The sequence below is a fragment of the uncultured Acinetobacter sp. genome, assembly GCF_947626835.1.
GTDB lineage: Bacteria > Pseudomonadota > Gammaproteobacteria > Pseudomonadales > Moraxellaceae > Acinetobacter.
On record NZ_CANQTS010000002.1, the window covers coordinates 13,491 to 37,888 of the forward strand.

The 24,398-nt window shown below is 41.0% G+C and carries 21 protein-coding genes, 2 tRNA genes and 1 pseudogene; 13 read left to right on the forward strand and 11 right to left on the reverse strand.

Annotation, left to right across the window (positions count from 1 at the left end; all coding sequences use genetic code 11):
• The first annotated feature begins 32 nt into the window (after nt 1–32).
• Nucleotides 33–1,109: a DNA/RNA non-specific endonuclease gene (locus tag Q0Z55_RS01575; protein ID WP_297423317.1), complete on the forward strand. Its 1,077-nt coding sequence runs from the start codon at nt 33–35 to the stop codon at nt 1,107–1,109.
• A gap of 51 nt (nt 1,110–1,160) precedes the next feature.
• Nucleotides 1,161–1,406 (forward strand): hypothetical protein, encoded by a 246-nt coding sequence (locus tag Q0Z55_RS01580; protein ID WP_297423320.1) that lies wholly within the window; start codon nt 1,161–1,163, stop codon nt 1,404–1,406.
• A gap of 40 nt (nt 1,407–1,446) precedes the next feature.
• Here Q0Z55_RS01580 and hisF read toward each other — a convergent pair whose 3' ends face one another.
• Nucleotides 1,447–2,208: an imidazole glycerol phosphate synthase subunit HisF gene (gene hisF / locus Q0Z55_RS01585; RefSeq protein ID WP_366806784.1), complete on the reverse strand. Its 762-nt coding sequence runs from the start codon at nt 2,206–2,208 to the stop codon at nt 1,447–1,449.
• Nucleotides 2,209–2,318: 110 nt separating this feature from the next.
• Between hisF and Q0Z55_RS01590 the strand changes: the two genes are divergently transcribed.
• Genes Q0Z55_RS01590 through Q0Z55_RS01600 form a run of 3 tightly spaced genes read left to right on the forward strand, consistent with a single transcriptional unit; the run spans nt 2,319 to nt 4,306 of the window.
• Complete coding sequence (locus Q0Z55_RS01590; RefSeq protein WP_297423326.1) at nt 2,319–3,269, forward strand: homoserine kinase; 951 nt, start codon at nt 2,319–2,321, stop codon at nt 3,267–3,269.
• Between the two features lie 18 nt (nt 3,270–3,287).
• The gene (locus tag Q0Z55_RS01595; protein WP_297423329.1) at nt 3,288–3,920 is read left to right on the forward strand and encodes a DUF1294 domain-containing protein; all 633 of its coding nucleotides are present in this window, start codon (nt 3,288–3,290) and stop codon (nt 3,918–3,920) included.
• Nucleotides 3,920–4,306 carry a hypothetical protein gene (locus tag Q0Z55_RS01600; RefSeq protein WP_297423332.1) on the forward strand — a complete coding sequence of 129 codons (387 nt, stop codon included), beginning with the start codon at nt 3,920–3,922 and terminating at the stop codon, nt 4,304–4,306. The genes Q0Z55_RS01595 and Q0Z55_RS01600 overlap by 1 nt, the downstream gene beginning before the upstream one ends.
• A gap of 12 nt (nt 4,307–4,318) precedes the next feature.
• Here Q0Z55_RS01600 and Q0Z55_RS01605 read toward each other — a convergent pair whose 3' ends face one another.
• The 5 genes from Q0Z55_RS01605 to hisB all read right to left on the reverse strand — a co-directional run bounded on the left by Q0Z55_RS01605 (nt 4,319) and on the right by hisB (nt 8,873).
• Nucleotides 4,319–5,227 (reverse strand): DMT family transporter, encoded by a 909-nt coding sequence (locus Q0Z55_RS01605; protein WP_297423336.1) that lies wholly within the window; start codon nt 5,225–5,227, stop codon nt 4,319–4,321.
• Nucleotides 5,228–5,303: 76 nt separating this feature from the next.
• On the reverse strand, nt 5,304–6,026 hold the full coding sequence (hisA, locus tag Q0Z55_RS01610; protein WP_297423340.1) for a 1-(5-phosphoribosyl)-5-[(5-phosphoribosylamino)methylideneamino]imidazole-4-carboxamide isomerase: 723 nt from the start codon (nt 6,024–6,026) through the stop codon (nt 5,304–5,306).
• Nucleotides 6,027–6,278: 252 nt separating this feature from the next.
• Nucleotides 6,279–7,052 carry a hypothetical protein gene (locus tag Q0Z55_RS01615; RefSeq protein ID WP_297423343.1) on the reverse strand — a complete coding sequence of 258 codons (774 nt, stop codon included), beginning with the start codon at nt 7,050–7,052 and terminating at the stop codon, nt 6,279–6,281.
• A gap of 610 nt (nt 7,053–7,662) precedes the next feature.
• Nucleotides 7,663–8,280, reverse strand: a complete 618-nt coding sequence (hisH, locus tag Q0Z55_RS01620) for an imidazole glycerol phosphate synthase subunit HisH (protein WP_297423345.1) — start codon at nt 8,278–8,280, stop codon at nt 7,663–7,665.
• Nucleotides 8,280–8,873, reverse strand: a complete 594-nt coding sequence (gene hisB / locus Q0Z55_RS01625) for an imidazoleglycerol-phosphate dehydratase HisB (protein WP_122900149.1) — start codon at nt 8,871–8,873, stop codon at nt 8,280–8,282. Before hisB ends, hisH begins: the two co-directional genes overlap by 1 nt.
• Nucleotides 8,874–8,943: 70 nt before the next feature.
• Here hisB and Q0Z55_RS01630 point away from each other — a divergent pair, with 70 nt between their 5' ends.
• The 4 genes and pseudogenes from Q0Z55_RS01630 (at nt 8,944) to Q0Z55_RS01645 (ending at nt 10,534) form a co-directional block, all read left to right on the forward strand.
• A complete protein-coding gene (locus Q0Z55_RS01630) occupies nt 8,944–9,321 on the forward strand; it encodes an acetyl-CoA sensor PanZ family protein (protein ID WP_297423353.1) in 378 nt (125 codons plus the stop codon).
• Nucleotides 9,322–9,423: 102 nt separating this feature from the next.
• Nucleotides 9,424–9,499: transfer RNA gene (locus Q0Z55_RS01635), tRNA-Phe, on the forward strand.
• 132 nt (nt 9,500–9,631) lie between these two features.
• Nucleotides 9,632–9,707 (forward strand) — tRNA-Phe (locus Q0Z55_RS01640).
• A gap of 86 nt (nt 9,708–9,793) precedes the next feature.
• Nucleotides 9,794–10,534: pseudogene (locus Q0Z55_RS01645) on the forward strand (class I SAM-dependent methyltransferase).
• Nucleotides 10,535–10,578: 44 nt separating this feature from the next.
• On the opposite strand, the gene Q0Z55_RS01650 reads toward Q0Z55_RS01645, so the two are convergent.
• The 3 genes from Q0Z55_RS01650 to ompR all read right to left on the reverse strand — a co-directional run bounded on the left by Q0Z55_RS01650 (nt 10,579) and on the right by ompR (nt 14,569).
• On the reverse strand, nt 10,579–12,084 hold the full coding sequence (locus Q0Z55_RS01650; RefSeq protein ID WP_297423356.1) for an acetyl-CoA hydrolase/transferase family protein: 1,506 nt from the start codon (nt 12,082–12,084) through the stop codon (nt 10,579–10,581).
• A 205-nt stretch (nt 12,085–12,289) separates the two neighbouring features.
• Nucleotides 12,290–13,750: an ATP-binding protein gene (locus Q0Z55_RS01655; protein ID WP_297423358.1), complete on the reverse strand. Its 1,461-nt coding sequence runs from the start codon at nt 13,748–13,750 to the stop codon at nt 12,290–12,292.
• A gap of 57 nt (nt 13,751–13,807) precedes the next feature.
• Nucleotides 13,808–14,569 (reverse strand): two-component system response regulator OmpR, encoded by a 762-nt coding sequence (gene ompR / locus Q0Z55_RS01660; protein WP_297423361.1) that lies wholly within the window; start codon nt 14,567–14,569, stop codon nt 13,808–13,810.
• A 321-nt stretch (nt 14,570–14,890) separates the two neighbouring features.
• Between ompR and Q0Z55_RS01665 the strand changes: the two genes are divergently transcribed.
• Both Q0Z55_RS01665 and Q0Z55_RS01670 read left to right on the forward strand, forming a co-directional pair.
• Nucleotides 14,891–17,227 (forward strand): Tex family protein, encoded by a 2,337-nt coding sequence (locus Q0Z55_RS01665; protein ID WP_297423364.1) that lies wholly within the window; start codon nt 14,891–14,893, stop codon nt 17,225–17,227.
• A 269-nt stretch (nt 17,228–17,496) separates the two neighbouring features.
• Complete coding sequence (locus Q0Z55_RS01670; protein ID WP_297423367.1) at nt 17,497–19,671, forward strand: SulP family inorganic anion transporter; 2,175 nt, start codon at nt 17,497–17,499, stop codon at nt 19,669–19,671.
• Nucleotides 19,672–19,698: 27 nt separating this feature from the next.
• On the opposite strand, the gene Q0Z55_RS01675 is transcribed toward Q0Z55_RS01670, so the two are convergent.
• Nucleotides 19,699–20,001, reverse strand: a complete 303-nt coding sequence (locus tag Q0Z55_RS01675; RefSeq protein WP_297423370.1) for a hypothetical protein — start codon at nt 19,999–20,001, stop codon at nt 19,699–19,701.
• Between the two features lie 183 nt (nt 20,002–20,184).
• On the reverse strand, nt 20,185–21,072 hold the full coding sequence (locus Q0Z55_RS01680; protein ID WP_297423372.1) for an SDR family NAD(P)-dependent oxidoreductase: 888 nt from the start codon (nt 21,070–21,072) through the stop codon (nt 20,185–20,187).
• Nucleotides 21,073–21,659: 587 nt separating this feature from the next.
• Here Q0Z55_RS01680 and ettA point away from each other — a divergent pair.
• Together ettA and Q0Z55_RS01690 are read left to right on the forward strand one after the other, a co-directional pair.
• Nucleotides 21,660–23,321, forward strand: coding sequence for an energy-dependent translational throttle protein EttA (ettA, locus tag Q0Z55_RS01685; protein ID WP_297423376.1), 1,662 nt, complete (start codon nt 21,660–21,662; stop codon nt 23,319–23,321).
• Nucleotides 23,322–23,451: 130 nt separating this feature from the next.
• The gene (locus tag Q0Z55_RS01690) at nt 23,452–24,378 is read left to right on the forward strand and encodes a cation diffusion facilitator family transporter (RefSeq protein ID WP_297423379.1); all 927 of its coding nucleotides are present in this window, start codon (nt 23,452–23,454) and stop codon (nt 24,376–24,378) included.
• Nucleotides 24,379–24,398 lie beyond the last annotated feature (20 nt).

The following is a 24,398-nucleotide window of genomic DNA, read 5'->3' on the forward strand; positions in this document are numbered from 1 at the left end:
TGCTCTTTTTTGATCTGACATTGATGTTTAACATGGCAACGTTTAATTCTTTTTCTCGCATTTTATGTTTAGCACTGGCAAGTGCTGCCACATCAAGTATGGCAGCTGCCAATAGCAAGCCGACGCCTTGTTTAGATCAGTTTTATCAAGAAACTGCACCACAATTGCAGCGTGAAAGCTTAAAAAAAGACACCACGGCTTTATGTCTAAACGGTTTTAATGCCATGCATTCAGGTGTGTCTAAAACCTCTTTTTGGGTGGCAGAATATTTAACCCCTGAGCGTCTTAGTGTAAAAATCAAGCGTGAAGATCGTTTTCATGAAGAAGAGTTGGTCAAAGGTGCACGTGCAAGTTCTCAGGATTACCGCCGTTCGGGCTATGACCGTGGGCATATGGCCCCGAATGGTGATATGCCAACCAAAGCATCTCAATATGACAGTTTTTCTTTAGCCAATATGGTGCCACAAGCTACCCAGAATAATCAGGGACCTTGGCGAGACTTAGAACATGCTGTTCGTATGATGGTACAAAAACAAGAACAAGATATTTATGTGGTGAGTGGTCCAGAATATTCAGGAAAAAATATTAAGCCTATTGGCGATGGCAAAGTTTTAGTGCCCACCGCAACTTATAAAGCGATTTATGCACCACACAGTGGGGTAATTGGTGCGTATTATGTCAGTAATGATATCAACGAGCCAAAGCCACAGGTAGAACTGTTAAGTATTTGTGCGCTCGAAGAAAAAATTGGGATTAACTTATTTCCAACCTTAAAAGACAGTGAAAAACGCAAAATTTATAATTTGCCGCTCAAAGCGAGCAACGTAAAAGCCAATCAAGCGATTACCTTAAACATGACAGATACAAAGAGTCAATGTGCTGCATCCGTTGCTCAAAAAGACATTCGCGCCACGCAACAATTGTTTAAACCAAGTGCCAGTTATGAAGGAACGATGGCGGAAGTTTTGGCTAAAATTGAGGCTCAACCACAAGCGCAGCAAGCTAATGAACCAAAGTCTGTAGAACCACAGCCACAAAGTACAGAAAGTTCAGGTCTGTTAAAAATTATTATGGAAATTGTGCAATTTCTCGTGCAGCTGCTGAAATAAATAAGTAAGGTAGAGTTAATTTCGCTGATAAGTTAAAAGAAGAGACGCGCAATGTTTAAAGCATTTCAAGATGGTACCGAATCAACCGCAATTTATGATCTGACTTTAGAAAATGATCTTGATCGAGTCAGTATTTATGGCAATTTGCAGATTCATAAAGATCAGCAAGGCTTAGCTGCGGCTAAAAAATTGCAAGCTTTATTGAATGATATTGTCACGCACCTTGAAGCTGAGGCTGATTTACCCGAAAAGCTTGAATATCCTGATGCTGATGAAGTGGAAAATCCATTTTTATAACAAAAAAGAGCACCCATCGGTGCTCTTTTTTTATGCTGTTTTATAGGCGCATTTCAATGCCTTGAGCAGCTAAATATTGTTTTGCTTCAGGAATAGTATGTTGACCAAAGTGGAAAATAGAGGCTGCCAAAACTGCATCTGCACCACCTTGAATAATACCATCAGCCAAGTGCTGAAGATTACCTACACCACCTGAGGCAATCGTTGGAATGGTCACACGGTCATTAATGGCACGCATCAGGGCTAAATCATAACCTGCTTTGGTGCCATCAGCATCCATTGAGGTAATGAGCAATTCACCTGCGCCAAAGTCGGCCATTTTAACCGCCCATTCAATGGCATCAATACCAGTTTCTTTACGACCGCCGTGGGTGAAAATTTCCCACTTGTTGTCGCCGGTTTTTTTGGCATCAATGGCAACCACAATACATTGTGCGCCAAAACGCTGAGAGGCTTCTTGTACAAATTCAGGGTTATAAATTGCCGCTGAGTTAATGCTGACTTTATCGGCACCTGCATTTAACAATAAGCGAATATCTTCAACTTTGCGTACACCGCCGCCTACGGTAAGCGGTACAAATACGCTTTCGGCCATACGTTCTACGGTACGGTAAGTGGTGTCACGGCCATTAGATGTAGCGGTAATGTCAAGGAAGGTAATTTCATCGGCACCTTGTTCGTTATAACGGCGTGCAACTTCGACAGGATCGCCCGCATCACGAATATCAAGGAACTGCACACCCTTTACAACACGACCGTTGTCCACGTCTAGGCAAGGAATAATACGTTTAGCAAGCATAATTTTTTCCAATAATTACAGCCAATTATAAAACTAACCCACCTAAGCGCTACACCTTGGCAGATTGACAGGCTATTCTAGCAAAATTGAGTAAGATTTATTGCAGGTTTTGTATGTCGGTTTATACCACTTTGACTTTACAGGAAGTTCAGGATTTTGCCGCGCCGTATGGATTAAAGGTGATTAACCTGATTCCGATTCAAGGCGGTATTCAAAATACCAACTACTTTTTGATTTGCGAAGATGATCGTCAGTTTGTATTGACCTTGTTTGAAGAGTTAGATCAACAAGCAGCAGGTGAATTAGTGCCAGTCTTAGTCAAGCTTGGTCAACAAGGTATTGCCGTTCCTGTACCCTTAATGGTTAATGGACAAGCGATTTTTAGCCTAAAAGATAAGCCTGCGCAAATTGCACCACGCTTACACGGTCAGCATCCTATGCCAGCCACTGTGGAGCAAGTGCGTCAAATTGCCAGCGCACAGGCGAATATGCATGTTGCCTTACAAGACTTTCCATTACAGCGTTCAGAAGTACGTGACCATCGTTATTGGATGCAAGTTGCACGCGAGCTCAAATCAAATTTAACACCACCTGATCAAATGTTGTTAAGTAAATTATTAGGTATGTTTGAGGCTTTAACTGCGGCATATCCTGATCGTCCGCGTGGCTTAATTCACTCAGATTTATTCCGTGATAACACCTTGTTTGTAGGCAATCAGTTGACAGGGATTTTAGATTTTTATGAAATGAATCATGACGAGTTATTGTTTGATGTGGCCATTAGCATAAATGATTTTTGTACCGAATATCCGAGCCTTGAGCTCAATGAAGACAAAGCAATTGCATTTTTAACGGCTTATGATGCCATTCGTCCATTGACTGATGATGAACGTGCCTGTTTAGAAATTTATTTAGCCATGGCCGCTGGGCGTTTTTGGCTGATGCGTTTACGTGTTGCAGCTAAAAACTCAGAACTTGGTTTAAGCAGTGCCGATATTTTGCATAAAAACCCAAATGAGATGCGCAATATGTTGATTGATCGCTTAAAATTCGTCACAGCATAAAATCAACAGGGGATAAACATGCGCGATCAGGGACGCTTAATTGAATGGTTTGATGAAAAAGGCTATGGTTTTATTCAGCCGAACGACAGCGACAAAGATCGTGTGTTTTTACACATTAAAGATTTTGCACGTCCCGGTCCGCGTCCACTTGTGGGTTGTGCATTAGAATATGTGCCGCTCATGGATGCTAAAGGTCGGTTTCGTGCCCAACAAGTGACCTATTTAAAAGCAGCACAAGTTAAAAAATCGCAGCCAAAACCTCAAAAATCTCAAGAAAAGCGCCATCCGCTGAGTATTTTGAGTGTGATTTACATTGTCCTGTTGGCAGGTCTAGTCTTGGTTGGGCTATTGCATAGTATGTATGTGTTTGCCATTAGCTTGATTAACCTTATTAGCTATTGGTTGTATCGCCAAGATAAACAAGCCGCTCAAACTAATCAGCGCCGTGTACCAGAAAATACCCTACATCTGTGGGCATTTTTAGGGGGGTGGCCAGCTGCACATTTGGCTCAGCAAAAACTACGACATAAAACACAAAAACAACCATTTAGAAATATCTATTTTTTGATGATTGGGTTAAATATCATTTTGATTGCTTTAATTATTTCCCCATTTAATCCATTTTCTCAGTGGATCGCACAGGTAGTATAATGACGTATTCAATTGATAAAGATCCAAACCGAACCCTGACTTTTATTTTATATATTTTGTATATTGTGGCGATTTTTAGTGCTGGTCTTTTAGCCATCGTGGCATTGCTCATTAACTATTTAAAACTTGATTCAGTGAAAGGTTCAATTTTTGAGAGCCATTTTCGCTTTCAAATTCGTACCTTTTGGTGGTACTTGGCATGGACAGTGATTGCTTTTGTACCTTTTGTTTTTCTTTTATTTACCGCGCAAGATGCCGCTTTATTTGCTAGCGTCACTTTAGCTGCCACGATTTTTTGCGTAAGCGTATTGGTGTTGTCATGGTTGTGGATTGTCTATCGTGCCATTAAAGGTATTATTCGCTTAAATGACAATGGTGCAATTTAAGCAAAGCCCCTGTTATTCAGGGGCTTTTTTCATATTGCGTCGTTTTGGTCGCCATTCACTGGCAATGATTCCAAGCACCACCATAAAGCCGCCCAATAACACCATAGCAGGTAAGCGTTCGCCAGCAAGTCGGGCAAATACACTCGCCCAAATCGGTTCACCGGCATAGATAATCGCAGCTTGTGACGGATCAACCATTTCTTGTGCCCAATTCATGACCAATTGAATACATGCACTGGCAAGGCCAAGCCCAACTAAAATCATGATGAGATGCGGATGAAATTCGGGTAATTGGGTTTCGCCTATAAAAGGGGCAATCAAAAAACAAAAAGCTGAAGCAAAGATCAGTTGTAACACTGTGACTCTTCGTGTGTTGACCTTAGGGGCAAAATAGCTAATTAAAATAATCTCAAGCGCAATTGCAATTGAGCCAAGTAGGGTTAGGATTTGTCCATAACTTAAAGAAATTGCACCTAAACCATTGCCTGTTAAAAACACCAAACCTAAAAAGGCGAGCGCTGCACCAAGCCACGTCATGATATGCGGTTTTTTAGCAAACAATAGCCATAATAAAATCGGTACTAAAGGCACATACAAGGCAGTCAAAAATGCTGACTCACTGCTACTAATGCTTTGTAAACCAGTGGTCTGTGTGCCATAGCCTAGAGCAATCACCAATCCAATGGCTGCCCCAGTATATAGCTCAAAACTGGTGACTCCTTTTAAGGATTTCCATGAGATGAGCGTCACTGCAAGCGCAGCGGCTGCAAAACGTAGTGCCACAAATAACACAGGACTAGACAAGGTCAAACCAAATTTGACCACCACAAAGGTCGCCCCCCAAATAATGGTAATCAAGAGCAAGGCCAATTGCGGCAATTTGGAATGAAATATCGGAAGTTGAGTAAAACGGCTAAACATGAGAGATCAGATCTAAAAAAAGGAAAAATAAAAAGAGGTCCGAAGACCTCTTTTTGAATTAATTCAAGCGCTTAATTTAAGCATCAAGTACCGCTTGCGCTTCACGAAGGTTAAGTGTGCCTTCGTAAATTGCACGACCTGTAATCGCACCTAAAATACCCGGCTGACCTTTTAAGCCATGCACGTCATCAATATTGGTCACGCCGCCAGAAGCAATCACTGGTAAACCTGAATAAGTCGCCAAATTCACGGTTTGTTCAATGTTGACACCTTGCATCATGCCATCACGCGCAATATCGGTGTAGACAATGCTAGAAACCCCAGCATCGGCAAAACGCTTGGCAAGTTCAGTGGCTTTCACATCAGTCACATTAGCCCAACCATCGGTTGCCACCATACCATTCATGGCATCAATACCTACAATAATATGACCTGCAAATTGTTTACATGCTTGTTCAACAAATTCAGGGTCTTGTACTGCTTTGGTACCAATAATCACATAAGACACACCTGCTTCTAAATAGTGTTCAATGGTTTCGAGTGAACGAATACCACCACCAATTTGAATCGGCAAGTTAGGTTGTGCTTTAGCAATCGCTTCTACCACAGGTTTATGAATTGGCGTACCTGCGAAAGCACCGTTTAAATCTACGAGATGCAAACGACGCGCGCCTTCGTTGACCCAATGCTGTGCTGTAGCGACTGGGTTGTCAGAAAATACGGTATCGTCTTCCATACGACCTTGTTTTAAACGTACGCATTTGCCGTCTTTAAGGTCAATTGCAGGAATGATTAGCATGCTTTCGCTCCTAGCCTAATCGTATTAAATAGAATGTTTGGCATCTTAACAAACAAATGCACAATCTCTAAATAAAAAACTGCGAAAAAGTGATCTTTACAGTTTGTGCACTCAAACCTCGTTAGATGATTGAATAGGCTGAGTCATTTTAGTGGTTGGTGCTAAAGAAAAATTGAGATTTTAGCGTTAAGAGTGGCATAAAAAAAGCCTAGATATGTTCTAGGCTTTTTATATTTAATTGAAAATTAACAATTAAACAAAAGGTAAGTTAATATCTAAGTCGATAGCACGTAGAGCATCGCCTAAGCCATTGACTAGACCTACTACGCCGTCACCTACTTGTTGAACTACATCACCTGCTTGTTCAACGACAGGTACTTCTGCATCTAATGTTGGTGCAAGAGAATCTAAAAGACCATCTACAGTACCCGCAACATCATTTGCTACGCCACCTAATGTATCTAATGGATCAGTCAATAAATCTTGAACAAGTTCAAGTGGGTTGATGTCAGCTACATAATCGCCTAAACCGTCAACGTCACCTACAACTTTATCTAAAGTTGTTTCAACGCCTTCTAAGATTGTACCAAGTACAGGTACTTCTTGAAGTTGGTTGAGGATTGGGTCAACAACGTTGGTTACAGTTGTATCTACTGTTGTTGCAACATCATTTACAACCGCACCAACAGTGTCAGTTACGCCATTAAGTAATGTGCCTACCCCGCCTACAACTGAGCCAGTTAATAATGCATCAGCAGTTGAGTGTAGTGTATCGCTTAGGTTGTCTGTTAACTTACCAACAAGGTTGTCTACAGCTGCAACTGTACCGCCAAGTACAGGAATTTTTGCTAGGCCATCAAGTACTGGATCAAGTACTTTATCTACTGCTGCAACAACGCCATCAAAGACTTGAGCAACAACGTCTACGATTTTACCTAAAAATTTAGAAAAACCTTGAGAAATCGCAGTAAATACACCGCTAAAACCTTTTAAACCGCCGCCAAATAAACCACCAAATAAAGCCATTTTTATCTCCAAAGTATAGCAACTAGCATTAAGTTCAAATTTTATAAAATATGTTTTAAGGGATTACGCAGTATGTAAAATAAAACATATTGGTTGCTTATTAAGGCATCTAAAACCTAAATAAGTCATATGCAAAAAATATCTAAACTATTTACTTTTACTAAAAAATTAGTTTGAAACAGTATGTTATTTAGAATATTTTTGAGTACTTATATCACAAAAAAGTAAATTCCGAGTAAATTAATCGGAATTTATTTTGTAAGATTTTTTGACGTATTAAAATAATAATTAGGTTGAAGATTAAACACTTAAAACTCTGTCGTGAAAATCAAAGAAAACTCAATCATCTTGCAGATAAAATGAAAAAGCGCATAAAAAAACCAATTGTTTTAGAGGAGATATAATAGGATGTTTCTTGTAAATTCACGCGGCAAATGAGGCCACTATTTTAAACTTAATGACGAAGCACTGTTTATCTTACATTTAAAATACAGCATAGATTGACACAATCGCATGCGTTAAACACTTTTTAAAAAAAGCTTATAAAATGCATATAGTATTGACAAAAAAGCTCAACCGAAGTTGAGCTTTTGCAGCTAAATATTGAAATTTAGACCTTCCAATCCACAAAGTTTTTCAACAATTGTAAGCCTGCGGTATGACTTTTTTCAGGATGGAACTGTGTGGCAAATAGATTTTCTTGATGAATTGCAGTGCAGAACTCTAAACCGTAGTCACAGGTTGCAGCTACAATGTCAGTATTTTTAGGTTCTACATAAAAGCTATGCACGAAATAAAAACGTGTGTCTTGCTCAATGTTATTCCACATCGGATGGCTTGGGTCAGCTTGATGCACTTGATTCCAACCCATATGTGGCACTTTTAAACCTTCAATCTCAGGGAAGCGTTTGACTTGACCTTCAAAAATGCCCAGTGCATCTGCACCACCATTTTCTTCAGAGTGCTGCAATAAGGCTTGCATACCCACACAAATCGCCAACACAGGTTTATTAAAAACTGCGTTACGTACCACTTCATCAATACCTGCGTCTTGCATGCCTTGCATACAATCACGCATGGCACCTACACCCGGAAAAACGATTTTGTCGGCTTGTGCAATGAGTTTTGGATCATTGGTGACATCTACAGTCGCCCCAACATGTTCTAATGCTTTGGCTGCTGAGTGTAGATTTCCCATACCATAGTCAAGAAGGGCGATACGGGTCATTACAATGTACCTTTGGTTGATGCCACTGTATTGGCAGCACGTGGATCGACTTCACATGCCATACGTAAAGCACGCGCAAAAGCTTTAAACACGCTTTCAATTTGATGGTGGCTGTTTTTGCCACGTAAATTGTCAATGTGTAAAGTCATCAATGAGTGATTGACAAAGCCTTGGAAGAATTCTGAGAATAGATCTACATCAAAGCTACCAATACGCGCACGGGTAAATGGAATGTCCATAAATAAACCCGGACGACCCGATAAATCGACCACCACACGGCTGAGTGATTCATCGAGCGGTGCATAGAAGTGACCATAACGTTTAAGACCTTTTTTATCACCTAAGGCTTGGGCAAAAGCTTGACCTAGGGTGATACCACAATCTTCCACAGTATGATGGTCGTCAATTTCTAAATCGCCATCACAATGAATATCAATGTCAAATAAACCATGACGCTTGATTTGATCGATCATATGATCTAAAAAAGGAACACCGGTATTGAGGGTGCCTTGACCTGTACCATCAAGATTCACACGAACACGGATTTTAGTTTCGTTAGTGTTTCTTACCACTTCACTGATACGCTCTGTCATCGACACATTCCTCAACACATTTAAAATTTAAGCGAAACGCAAATACTAGATTGCTTAGGAGGGTTTAGCAATGCCTATTACTGTACATGCTCATACGTCTTTAGAAAATAACGACTTTCGTCGCCAACTTGAGCGTTTATACGACGTCAGTCCTGAGTTTGCTGACGGGCAAGCAGCCATGACCCAACTTGAGCAAAGCCTCACACAAGATACTTTACTGTATACGGCACAATTTAACAGCAAATTGATTGGAGCAATTTGCTGTCGTCAGCAAGGCAAACAATGTGTTTTAGAATATATTGTGGTGCATCCTGCGAATCGTGGTCGTGGTGTGGCTGAACGCTTGGTAAGCGAAGTGTGTCGTATGCAAAAAGAGCAAGGCACAGAGCAGTTTCAACCGGGCTGTGGTGCTATTCAACGCTGTTTAGCTGCGTTAAATGAGGCTTAAAAGTAGATTTTTGAAGATTTCGCTGCAAAAATAGACACTTGAGTTTAAAAATAGCTTGATGTGCTTGACGCTAAACATGAAAAGCGCTTTAATACGTGCATCGGCGTGATAGCTCAGTAGGTAGAGCAACGGATTGAAAATCCGTGTGTCCCCAGTTCGATCCTGGGTCTCGCCACCATATTCAAAAAATCCTCAAACTTTAAGTTTGGGGATTTTTTTTGGCTTAAAATGAGTTAAAAAATAAATATTTAATCTTTTTTAAAGAAAAGTGTTGACTATGGTTAGCAGATAGGGCTTAATACACCGCATCGGCGTGATAGCTCAGTAGGTAGAGCAACGGATTGAAAATCCGTGTGTCCCCAGTTCGATCCTGGGTCTCGCCACCATATTCAAAAAAGCCTCAAACTTTAAGTTTGGGGCTTTTTTTATGGCTATAATAAAATCATCAATAATAAAAATGATGAGAACAAGAATGAAAGATTTATTTTCCGAACAAAGTGCCCACTATGCCAAAGCACGTCCTATGTATTCAGAAGAAATCATGGCACAAATTTTATTGTCAGTACCTGAACGTAACTTAGCTTGGGATGTTGGGGCAGGCTCGGGACAGTTTACGCATTTATTGGCTGAATAGTTTGCACATGTATTGGCCACTGATATTAGCCAAAATCAATTGCAACATGCCCCTGAGCTTAAAAATGTGCGCTATGCCATTCAATCGGCCACACATAGCGGCTTAATGGCACATGTGGTGGATTTAGTGACGGTGGCACAAGCCATTCATTGGTTTGATTTTGATGGGTTTTATAAAGAAGTACGTCGCGTTCTTAAACCTGAAGGTATTCTTGCTGTAATTGGTTACGGTTTAATTCAGATTCATGATGAAGGTTTAAATCAACAAGTAGAGCATTTATATCAACATACCTTAAAAGGCTATTGGGCACCTGAGCGACGTTATATAGATGAAAATTATCAAAGCATTCCTTTTCCATTTCAAGATGTTGCCACCCCGCCTTTAGAACTCAATTATATTTGGACGCCTGAGCAACTATTTGAATATTTAACCACATGGTCGGCAGTTCAAGACTATGAACGTAAAACAGGGCATTCTGCTTTAACACAGATTGCAGAGGCACTACAGCAGCATAAAGACAGTTCTGTAAGCGTTACTTTTCCTGTATTGCTGAGAATTGGACAATTAGCCAATCCTTAAAACTAAAAAAACGCCCAAATGGGCGTTTTTTTAAAAGCTAGACTTTAAGCGTTTTCGCTTGGAAGCATAGAACCTGTTTCTTCAAACTTAGCATGCCAAGCAAGTGCTTCAGTTAAGATATGAGGTGTTTGACCACCTTTAGCACATGCACGATCAAAGTAATCGTTTAAAGCCGCTTGGTACATTGGGTGTACACAGTTTTCGATAATGGCACGGGCACGCTCACGCGGTGCTAAACCACGAAGATCAGCTAAACCTTGTTCTGTCACTAATACGTCAACGTCATGGCAAGCATGGTCAATGTGAGACGCAAATGGAACAACAGATGAAATTGCACCGCCTTTAGCAATTGATTTGGTTACAAAAATGGCAATGTGCGCATTACGTGCGAAGTCACCTGAACCACCAATACCGTTCATCATTTTGGTACCGCAGACGTGAGTTGAGTTTACGTTGCCGTAAATATCAAACTCAAGCGCAGTGTTGATCCCGATAATACCTAAACGACGTACGATTTCAGGATGGTTTGAAATTTCTTGTGGACGAAGAACCAATTTGTCTTTGTACGCTTCGATGTTGTTAAATACTTTTTCACCGAATTTTTGCGATAAAGTAATTGATGAACCTGAAGCGAAAGTCATTTTGCCTGCATCAATCAATTCAAAGGTACAGTCTTGCAGTACTTCTGAATACATCACAAGGTTTTCAAAGTTAGAATCTTTTAGACCTGTTAATACCGCATTGGCAATAGAACCAATACCTGCTTGTAATGGACCTAAGTTTGACGGTAGGCGATCTGCTGCAACTTCACGTTCAAAGAACGCAATTAAATGATCCGCAATTGCTTGCGTTTCATCATCTGGTTCAGTCACAGTTGACGGAGAATCATGTAATTCGCTGTTAAATACGATACCTACGATTTTTGCAGGATCTACTAGAATTGCTTGAGTACCAATGCGTTGGTCAGAAACAGTGAGTGGAATTGGACCACGTGTTGGGCGCATTTCTGGGATATAGATATCGTGTAGACCTTCAAAAGCAGGGCTTAAGTTGGTGTTGATTTCAACAATCACTTTATCTGCAAATTGTACGAAGCTTGCTGAGTTACCCACAGAAGTCGTTGGAATGATGCCGCCATCTTCAGTGATTGCAACTGCTTCAATGATTGCAATTTCATTTTTCTTTAACTGACCGTTACGCATTTGCTCAACAGTTTCAGATAAATGCTGGTCAATAAACATCACGTCGCCATTGTTGATGGCTTTACGTAATGTGTTGTCTACTTGGAACGGTAAACGACGTGCAAGAACACCTGTTTCTGTTAATTTTTTGTCAAGGTCGTTACCTAAACTTGCACCTGTCATTAAGGTAATTTTAAGCGGGTTGGTTTTAGCACGTTCAACTAATGCTAAAGGAACAGCTTTCGCCTCACCTGCGCGGGTAAAGCCGCTCATGCCGACAGTCATGCCATCTTGGATAAACTCAGCTGCTTGTTCTGCGCTGATAACTTTGTTATGTAGTGAAGCTAAACGAATGCGATCTAAAGACATGGTTTACTCTCGTTAAAATTTAAATCTGAGACGGATTGTACCGATCAGAAAAGCCATTGTGCATAGCTGTTAGTCTAAGGTCTAATTTTTTTAAAAAATGTGGGTATAAATTATACTTATAAAGTATAAGCACATGATTTTAATAAAATTAAACCAATTGGTTAATGCTTTAAACAAATATATTTGTTTAAATATTGAACAATGGTTAAAAGCGATCACTTAAGCTTTGCTTAAGTTTTTCAAGTGTACTATGTGTTTCAATTTCAGGTTTTGGCTTTTGATGAAGCGGCAATGAAATAATGGCTTCTAAGCCGCCTTCAGGGCGATTTTGAATCAAAAGTTCACCTTGGTGAATATCAACTATACGTTTCACAATCGCTAAACCTAAGCCACTGCCTTGTACTGTACGCGCCGCATTGCCACGTACAAAGGGTTGCATGAGATCTTGAATTTGATCTTCAGGAATCCCTTCGCCATGATCTGCAACGCAAATCAAAATACGCTCATTAATCATTTTTGCAGAAATATCAATGGGTTCTGCCCCATAGCGTTTGGCATTGTTAATTAAATTACCAATTAAACGCTTCAGCGACAGACTGCGCGCTTGAATAATAGGAAGTTCATGGGGACTAAAGCGAATATTTAAAGGCTTAAATTGCACCACAAGCTCTTGTAATAAGCTATTGAGGTCGGTGTCTTGCGGTTCTTCGTCTGAACCATCACGCATATAGGAGATAAATTGATTTAAAATCGCATCCATATCTTCGACATCATAAATCAGACCTTCTTTCAAAAAGTCATCATCTGGCATCATCTCAGCACTTAAACGAATACGTGTTAAGGGCGTGCGTAAATCATGTGAAATCCCTGCCAACATAATACGGCGTTCACGTTCAGTTTGATCTAAAGAATAAATCATACGGTTAAAGGCTTGATTGACCTGACGAATTTCTTGTGGACCATGATTGGTATCTAAATAAGGTGCAGTACCGGTTTTAGTAAAGCTGTTGGCTGCATTTTGTAAACGACGTAATGGACGATTAAGCTGACGCACCAAAGTTAAAATAATCATCGCGGCAATCAAGGGTGTACCAAGTAACCACACCAAAATTAATTCAGGGCTATAGTTGGCATAGGTTTTTAATGGTTCACGTACCCAGTTGCCATTCATATGCGGCGTTTGAATCCAAATGCGTGGACTCGGCTTAAATTGAAAGTACACCGTAATATTTTGCATCCCAAGCTCTTTGGCAAGTGTGGCTTCAATTTCATTGGTAAAAAATTCAGCCAGCACTTTGTCGCGAATATTGGGAAATTCATCGGGGTTACTAATGTACTCAAGTCCCATGCGATCTTTGAGCCATAGTTGTGGATCAACCATTTCCCCTTGATGATAAATACGTAAATCAGGATCACTTAAAATATCAAGTTCGACTGCCAAATAACGTGCATGCTGCTGAATTTCAGGCAAATATAGGGTGCGCCAAAAAAACCAAATTGACATGAATAAACTAAACACCACCACAAACAACACCAACACGGTAGTGCGCATGGCAGCCGAACGCGGTTTAATCTTGTCCAAAAAACGCTCGCTATGCGTACGTTTCTTCTCTGAATACGCGACGTAATCTGTAAAGTCTTGTGGGTCTAGAGGATCAAGTTTCACCGTTGTTCTCAAGGTCAGTCAAAAAAATAGGGTTTACATGTGTAAACCCAAGCTTGATTATTCTGCACCATTGGGCACAAAGACGTAACCCACACCCCATACGGTTTGGATATAACGCGCACGGGCAGGATTTTCTTCAATCAAACGGCGTAAACGTGACACTTGAACGTCAATGGAACGCTCCATCGCACCCCATTCGCGACCACGCGCCAAATTCATCAGTTTGTCACGGGTGAGTGGCTCACGCGGATGTTGTACCAACGCTTTAAGCACAGCAAATTCACCCGTGGTTAAGGTCACCACTTGACCTTCACGCGTTAAGGTGCGGGTAGATAAATCAAGCGACCAAGGACCAAAACTGACCACTTCCATATGTTGGCTTGGCGCGCCCGGTACTTCACGTACTTGACGACGCAATACCGCACGAATACGTGCCAACAATTCATTTGGGTTAAATGGTTTTGGTAAGTAGTCATCTGCACCGGCTTCTAAGCCTGCAATGCGGTCAGCATCGCTACCACGTGCGGTCAGCATAATAATTGGGGTATCAATATTGGATTGACGTAAACGACGACAAATACTTAAACCATCTTCTACCGGCAACATAAAGTCGAGCACAATCAGCGAGAATAATTCACGCTGTAATAAGCGATCCATTTGCGTGGCATCATGCGCGGTTTTCACCACAAAGCCTTTATCTTCTAAAAAGCGCTGTAGCAGGGTACGTAAACGCACATCATCATCTACAACGAGAATGCGTTCGACGCGGTCAGTTTCTTGTACAGCATCTAAATTTTCAGCGGGTACAACTAAACTCATGATGTGCTCCTTATTCTTTATTGTCATCGTCAGGTCTGATTTGAGTATACGATATTCAATGGGGTTTACTATGTTCTAAAGCAACAAATATTCGAGCTAAAATCAAGACATAGATACCAAATATATACAGCGAACATCGCTGTAAATACCTCATCAAGCTTAGCTTTAAGTGTATTTTTGCTGTTATTTTGAGCGCTTAATGAAAACTATAACAAATTGCTTGGCACAACCAAGCACAAATTTACGAAAACAAATGTGGATTTTATAGTCTTGGTCTTTATAATCATGGCATTTAGTACTTATCCTTGTGGGATCAACACGATGACTGACTTAGTTCAGCAGTTGGCAAAAGAAATTGCCGTACGTCCAAATCAAGTCGAAGCTGCCATTAAGCTAATCGACGAAGGTGCCAGCGTTCCATTTATTGCGCGTTACCGTAAAGAAGTAACTCAAGGCTTAGACGATACGCAGTTACGCCAGCTCGATACGCGCTTATCGTATTTACGTGATTTGTTTGAACGCCGCGAAAAAGTCATCGAATCACTCAAAGAACAAAATAAACTCTCTGATGATTTATTAGCGCGTGTGAACGCGGCAGAAACTAAAAATGCATTAGAAGAAATCTACGCACCTTACCGCCCAAAACGTACCAGTAAGTCGTTTAAAGCCAAAGAAGCGGGCTTTGGTGAGATTGCTACGCAAATTTTAACTCAAGATGTTGAGCCAAGTGCTGCACTGGCAGGTTTTAGCCATGAAAACTATGCCGATTTAGAAGCGCAACTTGCTGCGATTCAGCACATCATTATTGATGAGTGGGCGCAAAACATTGCACTTACCACTGAGTTAAAAGCCATGTTTGCTAAAACGGCTTTACTCAAAAGTGCTGTAGCAAGTGATGAGAAAAAAGAAGTTGGTAAAAAGTTCCGTGACTACTTTGATTTCTCTGAAAACTTAAACAAAGTGCCATCGCATCGTTTACTGGCCATGTTACGTGGTCGTCAAGAAAACGTATTGGGCTTAAAAGTAGATGGTGAAGATGCAGCACCATTGGCACGTATCGAAGCTGAATATCAGCTAGATTCAATTCAACCACAAGCACGCCAAGAGTTTTTAAAGCAAACGGCGCAACTGTTTTGGTCAGGCAAAGTCCGTCCAAGCATTGAACATTCATTACTGACAGAAAAACGCTTAAATGCCGAAACTGAAGCAATGAACGTATTTGCAGAAAATCTACGTCATTTATTGTTATCTGCTCCAGCAGGCGCGCGCACCACTTTAGGTGTGGACCCTGGTATCCGTACAGGCGTGAAATTAGCTGTGGTCAATGCCTCAGGCGATGTGGTTGCACATAGTACAGTTTATCCATTTGCACCTAAAGATGATAAAGCTGGTGCAATTGCAGAGTTGGCACGTTTATGCCGCGAGTTTAATGTGGATCTAATTGCCATTGGCAATGGTACAGCAAGCCGTGAAACTGAAAGCGTGGTTGCAGAGATGATGGCTGCCAATAGCGATCTTAACTTAACCCGTGTGACCGTGTCTGAAGCAGGTGCATCGGTTTATTCAGCGTCGGAACTTGCATCACAAGAATTACCAGATTTAGATGTATCCATTCGTGGTGCGGTGTCGATTGCGCGTCGTTTACAAGATCCGTTGGCAGAATTGGTTAAAATTGAGCCAAAGTCAATTGGTGTAGGTCAATACCAACACGATGTCAACCAAACAGGTTTGGCAAAAATGCTCGACACTGTAGTTGAAGACTGTGTGAACGCAGTAGGTGTTGATGTGAATACAGCATCTGCGGCGATCTTGGGTTATATCGCAGGCTTAAACAAAGCCATTGCGCAACAAATTGTTGAATACCGTAAAGAACATGGCCGTTTTGAACAACGTACTGCGCTTAAAAATGTACCACGTTTAGGCGAGCGTACTTTTGAGCAAGCCGCAGGTTTCTTACGTATTCAAGAAGGCGCTGAGCCACTCGATGCATCGGCTGTGCATCCTGAAAGCTATGACTTAGTAGCAAAAATTGTTGCGGCTAAAGGCACAACAGTCAAAGACATTATTGGTAATTCAGAAATTATTCGCCAAATAAATGCTGAAGAATTTTTGGATGAAAAAGTCGGTCTACCAACCATTCAAGACGTGTTAAACGAACTTGAAAAACCGGGTCGCGATCCACGTCCTGAATTCCGTACTGCAAAATTCCGTGATGACATCACCGATGTAAAACAACTTACCGAAGGTTTAACTTTAGAAGGTGTGATCACCAATGTAACCAACTTTGGTGCATTTGTGGATGTGGGTGTGCATCAAGATGGTTTAGTGCATATTTCAGAACTTGCTAACGAATTTGTAGCCGACCCACATAAAGTGGTTAAGCCAGGTCAAATCGTACAAGTACGTGTACTGAATGTAGACACTGAACGTCAGCGAGTCAACTTGTCTATGCGTCCTGAAGGTTCTCAGCCAGTCAAAGCACCGCGTCAACCACGCCGTGAAGCGACTGAGCGCAAGCCGCAAGCTAAACGTCCGCAGCAACGTCCACAAGGCGACCGCCCACAAGCGAAAAAACCACAGCAACAAAAACCACAAGAAGCCAAAATTGGTGGTTTAGGTGCATTGTTATTACAAGCGGGTATTAAAGGTTCTAAATAATCCTTTAAAGCTGCGTTAAAAAAACCTCCCTCATGGGAGGTTTTTTTATGGCAATGCCTGCCAACCTTATACGCTAACAAACTAAACTGAAGTGAAACTTAAAGCGCTTAAAAAAGAATAAAAATCACACAATTTAATAGCATAAATCACCTGGAAAAAACGTACAAAAATCACGCATATTGGCGCTGGGTTGTTTTAAGGGAATCAACCTGTTTATTGGAGTTAAGTATTTTTTAGACTCTTTAATTTATGATAAATGGTTGCACAATATGTTAAATCTAAAGCAAACAAGTACATTTCATCTTAAGGATTTACTCTCAGGTATTGTGGTGTTTTTAGTCGCCTTACCTTTGTGTTTAGGCATTGCTTTAGCCTCAGGCGCACCGATTATGGCCGGTATTATTGCAGGTATTGTCGGGGGAATTGTGGTTGGCGCATTAAGTGGCTCACATATTAGTGTAGCCGGTCCTGCTGCTGGCTTAAGCGCAGTCATCTTAATGCAACTTGAGCAATTCGGCGGCAACTATGCCGCTTTTTTATTGTCTGTGATTTTTGCAGGTCTACTGCAGTTATTGTTTGGCATATTCAAACTTGGTTTTTTTGCTAATTTTGTGCCAAATAACGTGATTTTGGGTTTATTGGCCGCGATTGGTGTAATTTTGATTTTAAGCCAACTCCCTTACCTATTTGGTATTGCTGATTTTAGTTGGCGTCAATTGCCTGAGTTGTCTATGGCACAGATTGATCCTATTGCAGCCGGTATTGGTGTATTAAGTGTATTGCTCATGTTGGCATGGGATGCAAGCCCATTAAAGAAGTTACTTCTGCCTTCTGCCTTAATTGCAGTATTGCTAGCAGCAGTACTTAATGTCGTTTTAAGTTCTTATTTGGGTTTGAGTATTCAACCTCAAAACCTCATTCAACTACCCAATGTATTGGCCAATCCAAGTAGTATGCTGATGTTGCCTGATTGGAGCTATTTGGCAGAACCGCTGATTTATAGCGGTGCAATAACTTTGGCTGTAGTGGCGTCATTAGAAACTTTACTTAATTTAGAAGCTGCAGATAAATTAGACCCTTATAAACGCGCCTCACCGCCAAATCGTGAACTTTGGGCGCAAGGGGTGGGCAATATGGCATCAGGATTTATAGGCGGTATGCCACTGACTTCAGTGATTGTTCGTAGCTCAGTTAATGCCAATGCTGGTGCACGTAGTAAATGTTCCAGTATTACCCATGGTGTTTTGTTGATATTTGCTGTGCTGTTTCTTGTACCGCTGATGAACTTGATCCCGCTTTCGGCCTTAGCCGCGGTGCTGATTCTGACGGGTTTTAAACTGGTGCATCCTAAATTATTTAAGCAAATGCTCAGTAAGGGTTGGAAACAATTTTTACCGTTTATGATCACCCTGTTGGCAATTTTATTTACAGATTTACTCAGCGGTATTTTGATTGGTCTTTTGGTTAGTGCCGGTTTTATCTTATACGGCAACTTGCACAAAGGCGTACGCGTGTACAAAGAAAAACATTTACACGGTGTCGTCACGCGTATTGAACTACCTTCACAAGTGACCTTTTTAAATCGCTCCAGTTTAATTACGGCATTATCACATGTTCATAAACACGAAAAACTGATCATTGATGCTACGCATTGCCACAGTATTGATCCAGATATTTATGATGTGATTCAAGAGTATCAAAACCAAACTGCAGTGCAGCGTAAGGTCGATTTAAAGCTGATTGGCTTTAAACAACATTATGCCGACTTAGATGATGCTGTATTGGATATTGATATTGCCACTGCAGATTTACAACGGAATTTAAGCCCACAGCAAGTGCTTAACATTCTACAAGAGGGTAATCAGCGCTTTGTAGACAATGATCGCTTACAGCGTGATATTTATCGTCAAATTCGCGTAACTGCCGATGAAGGACAGCATCCGATCGCCGCAGTATTAGGTTGTATGGACTCACGCGCGCCAACCGAGATGATCTTTGATGTTGGGATTGGGGATCTATTTAGTTTACGTATTGCAGGCAACGTGGCGGGGCAAAAAGTTTTAGGTTCACTTGAATTTGCGTGCCAAGCCAAAGGAGCAAAAGTGATTGTGGTACTCGGTCACACAGACTGTGGTGCAGTCAGCAGTGCTTGTCAGTTACGTTTAAACAATCAGAACATTGAAGACGTTACTGGTATGCCACATATTCAATATGTGCTTGGACCTTTAATGCAATCGGTCAATAGCGTACATCGTTTAATGCAGCCGCTTGAGTTGAGTCCGGCATTTCTTGATCAAGTCACGCGTATGAATGTTTTATATAACATTGCTTATATCTTGCAACATAGTACTGTGCTTCAACAATTACATGATGAAGCCAAGATTGCGATTGTTGGCGCAATTTATGATGTGAAAACTGGAAAGGTGCAATTTTTAGATGAATAAAAAAGAGCGCTGAAGCGCTCTTTTTTTTTAAAGCATCGGCACAATCCAACCGCACAAAATCAGCATAATGCCAAAGTGTCCCACTTTACGTGTCACTTTCACCACTTTTTGGGCTTTTGGCATATGTGTTTGAGTTTTTGGGTTGGGATGTTTGACTAACTTTAAAAAGTAGGTCGATGCAGCTAAATCTAAACAAATCAAAATTGCACCAATATCGGCGACAATCTCCATCAGTTCATATTGTTGTGTTGCAATACTGCTGATGATGCCATAACTCAAAAACAGGGCAAAGGCTAAAAAGGCGTAAACAAGGACGATGTGCCACTTCATAATTTTAAATTCAATCTATTCATTTAAAGAATTGCCACATGCAACATCAAAGTGCATATAGGCAAGCTAAACGTTCACTATAAAAAAGTAATCTTCGAGAACATAAAGCGTATTCATACAATTGACAAGAAAATCTTGTCCTTAGGCTTCATGCCTAGCTTATGCAAAGCATATGATTTAGTTTTACCAATGTTCACCGGGGAAAATACGCGCATAAGCCTTTTGTAGCCAATTCAGCCTTTGTGGTTGCCCCACCGATGCGCTTGAACTTGGGAACAAATTAAAGCCAATTGACATCAATTTATTGTTAACGTCTGGTGCAACTGCATAGGTCATTGAGGCAAGATAACCCAAACTGGTGGCAATTTTTTTCGGGCGTTTAATCACGGCATAAGCGACTAAATCGGCTGCTTGTTCAGGGCTTAAGGTCGGCACATAGTTATACATTTTGGTCGGTGCAATCATCGGTGTGCGCACCAAAGGCATATAAATTGAGCTAATCGCGATATTGTGTGAATGTACCTCAGCAGACAAACAACGACTAAATGCATCAAGTGCGGCTTTAGAGGCCACATAGGCTGAAAAGCGTGTGGCATTGGCCAAGACACCAATCGAGCTAATATTAATAATATGCCCTTGGCGACGCAGCATCATTTTAGGCAGTAAGTTCATAATTAAACGTACCGAGCCAAAGTAATTAAGCTGCATAGTGCGTTCAAAATCATGAAAACGATCAAATGATTCATGCACCGCACGACGAATCGAGCGGCCAGCATTATTAATTAAAATATCAATATGGCCGACATCCGCTAAAATTTGTGCCGACACGCGATCAATGGCTTCTAAATCATTTAAATCACAGGCATAAACAGAGGCTTGGCCTCCACGTGCCACAATGTCTGTTTTGACCGCATCTAAGGTCTCTTGGGTACGTGCCAAGAGCAGCACATGTGCACCTGCATCGGCTAATTTATGCGCTGTGGTTAGCCCAATACCGCTGGATGCACCAGTGACCAACACAATTTTGCCTTCTACACGCTTATGTAACAATTTTTCAAACTTTGCCTTCACGGTAATGTTTCCTGACCTATTCTTAAAATGAGCTCTTGTTTTTTTATGACATTGTTTGACATAGAAGTCATTGGCTTCATATGCTTAAGTGTTGCAAATCATAGTCGATTTCAATAAAAATGCCAGTTTTGTTTAAAAAATCCGCATTTTACGTCGTCTAAGCAAGGCATACATGCTGGGTAATCAGCAAAAAATAAGGTAGACCTTGTTTTGAGCTTATAGCATGCAAAAATTACACCGAGAAGACAGCCGAATGATTGTAAAAGCTAAATCTTGGCTTTTAAGTGGTATGTACAGGTACAAAATTTTATAGTCACATTCATCGCGTTGACATATGTATAGCTTATAAAACACACATAGACGTGATGACTGTATGGATGCAATAATTTTTAACTTAAAAACAAGATAATCGTATTGAAATCAAGCAGATGATTTGGTTTTAAAAAGATATTTACAACAAACTGAGCAAGTTAAGCAACATGCCTTATTTTTTCAAAGTATTCATCGTATAATACCCGATTATTTTTTCGCTCATTTGAGCCGGGGCGCTTCATCCCCGAAATTAGTTTTCTATTGAGGAGTCCTACGTGGCCCAATATATTTACACGATGAACCGTGTGTCGAAGATGGTTCCGCCGAAACGCGAAATCTTAAAAGACATCTCTTTATCATTTTTCCCGGGCGCTAAAATTGGTGTTCTTGGTTTAAACGGTGCAGGTAAATCAACCTTGCTTCGTATTATGGCGGGCGTAGATAAAGATTTCTCTGGTGAAGCGCGTGCACAACCAGGTATCAAAATCGGCTACCTTGAGCAAGAACCACCTTTAGACGAAACTAAAGACGTTCGTGGTAACGTTGAAGATGGCGTACGTGAAGCATTAGATGCTTTGGCACGTCTTGACGAAGTATTCGCTGAATATGCAGCAGAAGATGCTGACTTTGATGCGCTGGCAAAAGAACAAGAGAAGTTAGAAGCGATTATCCAAACTTGGGATGCGCATAACTTAAATAACCAACTTGAACAAGCTGCAGCTGCATTAAACTTGCCAGCATGGGATGCTGATGTCACTAAACTGTCAGGTGGTGAGCGTCGTCGTGTTGCACTTTGCCGTTTGCTGTTGTCTAAGCCAGACATGTTACTTCTCGACGAACCAACGAACCATTTAGATGCATCATCTGTATCTTGGTTAGAGCGTTTCTTAAAAGATTTCCCAGGTACGATTGTTGCCATTACGCATGACCGTTATTTCTTAGATAACGTGGCGGAGTGGATTCTTGAGCTTGACCGTGGCATGGGTATTCCATACCAAGGCAACTACTCTTCTTGGTTAGAGCAGAAAAATGCCCGTTTAGAGCAAGAGAACAAGCAAGAAGAATCTTTTGCGAAAGCCTTGAAAAAAGAACTTGAATGGGTTCGCTCAAACGCTAAAGGCCAGCAAAAGAAAAACAAAGCGCGTATGGAGCGTTTTGAAGAGCTTAACTCGCGTGAATTCCAACAACGTAACGAAACTTCTGAAATCTACATTCCACCTGGTCCACGTTTAGGTAACAAGGTTGTAGAAGTTGAAGGCATCAGCAAATCGTTTGGTGATAAGTTACTTTATAAAGATTTATCATTTGTTGTACCGCCGTGTGCGATTGTGGGTATTGTCGGCGAAAATGGTGCGGGTAAAACCACACTGTTCCGTATGATGACCGGTGAATTACAACCAGATACAGGTTCTGTGGTTCTAGGTGAGTCAGTTAAAGTGGCTTATGTGGGTCAGATCCGTGACACCCTAGACAACAACAAAACTGTTTGGGAAGAAGTCTCTGGCGGTTTAGATATTTTACGTATTGGCGATTATGAAATTGCTTCACGTGCTTATATCGGTCGCTTTAACTTTAAAGGTCAAGATCAGCAAAAACGCGTTGGTCAATTGTCAGGTGGTGAGCGTAACCGTTTACAACTGGCTAAAATCCTACAGCTTGGTGCAAACGTTATCTTACTCGATGAACCGTCGAACGACTTGGACATCGAAACTTTACGTGCATTAGAAGATGCAATTTTAGTCTTCCCAGGTACTGTAATGGTGATCTCGCATGACCGTTGGTTCCTAGACCGTATTGCAACGCACATTTTGTCATTTGAAGGTGAAACACCTGAATTCTTCACAGGTAACTATGCCGAGTTTGAAGAATACCGTCGTAAACGTGATGGTGATGACTTAGTGACCAAGCGTCAAAAATACCGCAAAATTGGTGGCTAATTCCACGCATTAAAAAAACCAGCCTTCGGGCTGGTTTTTTATTGTGTAGCAATTATGTGAGGCTTGAATTGTATCTCCCCATTTTCTTGTTAAGTTAAAGGCATAACAGCAAACTTAAAAGAGGGCAATGATGAGCGGTCAACACGATCATAGTCATGCCACTGTGACAGAAGAAAATTTTAAAAAACTCAGTCTAGCCTTATTGCTGACCACTACCTTTTTGGTGATTGAAGTCATTGCAGGCTTTATGACACAAAGTTTGGCTTTGTTATCGGATGCTGCGCATATGCTGACCGATGCTGTGGCCTTAGCGATTGCTTTACTTGCCATTAAAATTGGTAAGCTGCCTGCCGATAACAAAAGAACATTTGGCTATCAGCGTTTTGAAATTCTTGCTGCTTTATTTAATGCAGGCATGTTATTTGTGGTTGCAATTTACATTTTATATGAAGCGTATCAACGCTTTAGTCAGCCGCCTGAAATTCAAAGTATCGGTATGATGTTGGTAGCTACAGCAGGTCTGATTGTCAATTTAATTTCTATGCGTATTTTATTTTCGAGTGCCGAAAATAACTTAAATATGAAAGGGGCTTATCTAGAAGTCTTAAGTGATGCTTTAGGTTCGGTGGGCGTGATTGTGGCTGCCATTGTGATTTATTTTACCGGTTGGATGTGGGTCGATAGCGTTGTGGCAGTTGTGATTGGTTTTTGGATATTGCCACGCACATGGGTTTTGGTGAAACAAAGTGTGCATATTTTGCTCGAAGGTGTGCCAGAAGAAATTGATATTGAAAAGCTACGTCATGACTTATTGCAACTTCAACACGTTGAGGGTATTCATCAACTTAAAGTATGGGCGATTAGTTCTAAAAATATTCATTTAACCGCACATTTATATGCCCCTCAAGCTGACCGTAATGCCTTATATCATGCAGCAACAGAATTGCTCGCCCATGAACATGGGATTAGTGAAGTTACCTTACAGCTTGAAGATCAAGTCTGTATCAGCGAGCATCAACATAAAGATGCGCATGACCATAAAGATCATACGCATTGATCTAAAGATGAAGGGCAATC

Excerpts from the sequence above, each read along its gene's own strand:
- hisA (WP_297423340.1), bottom strand. The coding sequence starts at position 6,026 with ATGCTAATCATTCCTGCAATTGACCTTAAAGACGGCAAATGCGTACGT.
- Q0Z55_RS01580 (WP_297423320.1), top strand. The coding sequence starts at position 1,161 with ATGTTTAAAGCATTTCAAGATGGTACCGAATCAACCGCAATTTATGAT.
- Q0Z55_RS01615 (WP_297423343.1), bottom strand. The coding sequence starts at position 7,052 with ATGGCTTTATTTGGTGGTTTATTTGGCGGCGGTTTAAAAGGTTTTAGC.
- Q0Z55_RS01605 (WP_297423336.1), bottom strand. The coding sequence starts at position 5,227 with ATGTTTAGCCGTTTTACTCAACTTCCGATATTTCATTCCAAATTGCCG.
- hisB (WP_122900149.1), bottom strand. The coding sequence starts at position 8,873 with ATGACAGAGCGTATCAGTGAAGTGGTAAGAAACACTAACGAAACTAAA.
- hisH (WP_297423345.1), bottom strand. The coding sequence starts at position 8,280 with ATGACCCGTATCGCCCTTCTTGACTATGGTATGGGAAATCTACACTCA.
- ompR (WP_297423361.1), bottom strand. The coding sequence starts at position 14,569 with ATGAGTTTAGTTGTACCCGCTGAAAATTTAGATGCTGTACAAGAAACT.
- Q0Z55_RS01590 (WP_297423326.1), top strand. The coding sequence starts at position 2,319 with ATGTCGGTTTATACCACTTTGACTTTACAGGAAGTTCAGGATTTTGCC.
- Q0Z55_RS01630 (WP_297423353.1), top strand. The coding sequence starts at position 8,944 with ATGCCTATTACTGTACATGCTCATACGTCTTTAGAAAATAACGACTTT.
- Q0Z55_RS01600 (WP_297423332.1), top strand. The coding sequence starts at position 3,920 with ATGACGTATTCAATTGATAAAGATCCAAACCGAACCCTGACTTTTATT.
- Q0Z55_RS01690 (WP_297423379.1), top strand. The coding sequence starts at position 23,452 with ATGAGCGGTCAACACGATCATAGTCATGCCACTGTGACAGAAGAAAAT.
- Q0Z55_RS01665 (WP_297423364.1), top strand. The coding sequence starts at position 14,891 with ATGACTGACTTAGTTCAGCAGTTGGCAAAAGAAATTGCCGTACGTCCA.
- Q0Z55_RS01670 (WP_297423367.1), top strand. The coding sequence starts at position 17,497 with ATGTTAAATCTAAAGCAAACAAGTACATTTCATCTTAAGGATTTACTC.
- Q0Z55_RS01575 (WP_297423317.1), top strand. The coding sequence starts at position 33 with ATGGCAACGTTTAATTCTTTTTCTCGCATTTTATGTTTAGCACTGGCA.
- Q0Z55_RS01595 (WP_297423329.1), top strand. The coding sequence starts at position 3,288 with ATGCGCGATCAGGGACGCTTAATTGAATGGTTTGATGAAAAAGGCTAT.
- Q0Z55_RS01675 (WP_297423370.1), bottom strand. The coding sequence starts at position 20,001 with ATGAAGTGGCACATCGTCCTTGTTTACGCCTTTTTAGCCTTTGCCCTG.
- Q0Z55_RS01650 (WP_297423356.1), bottom strand. The coding sequence starts at position 12,084 with ATGTCTTTAGATCGCATTCGTTTAGCTTCACTACATAACAAAGTTATC.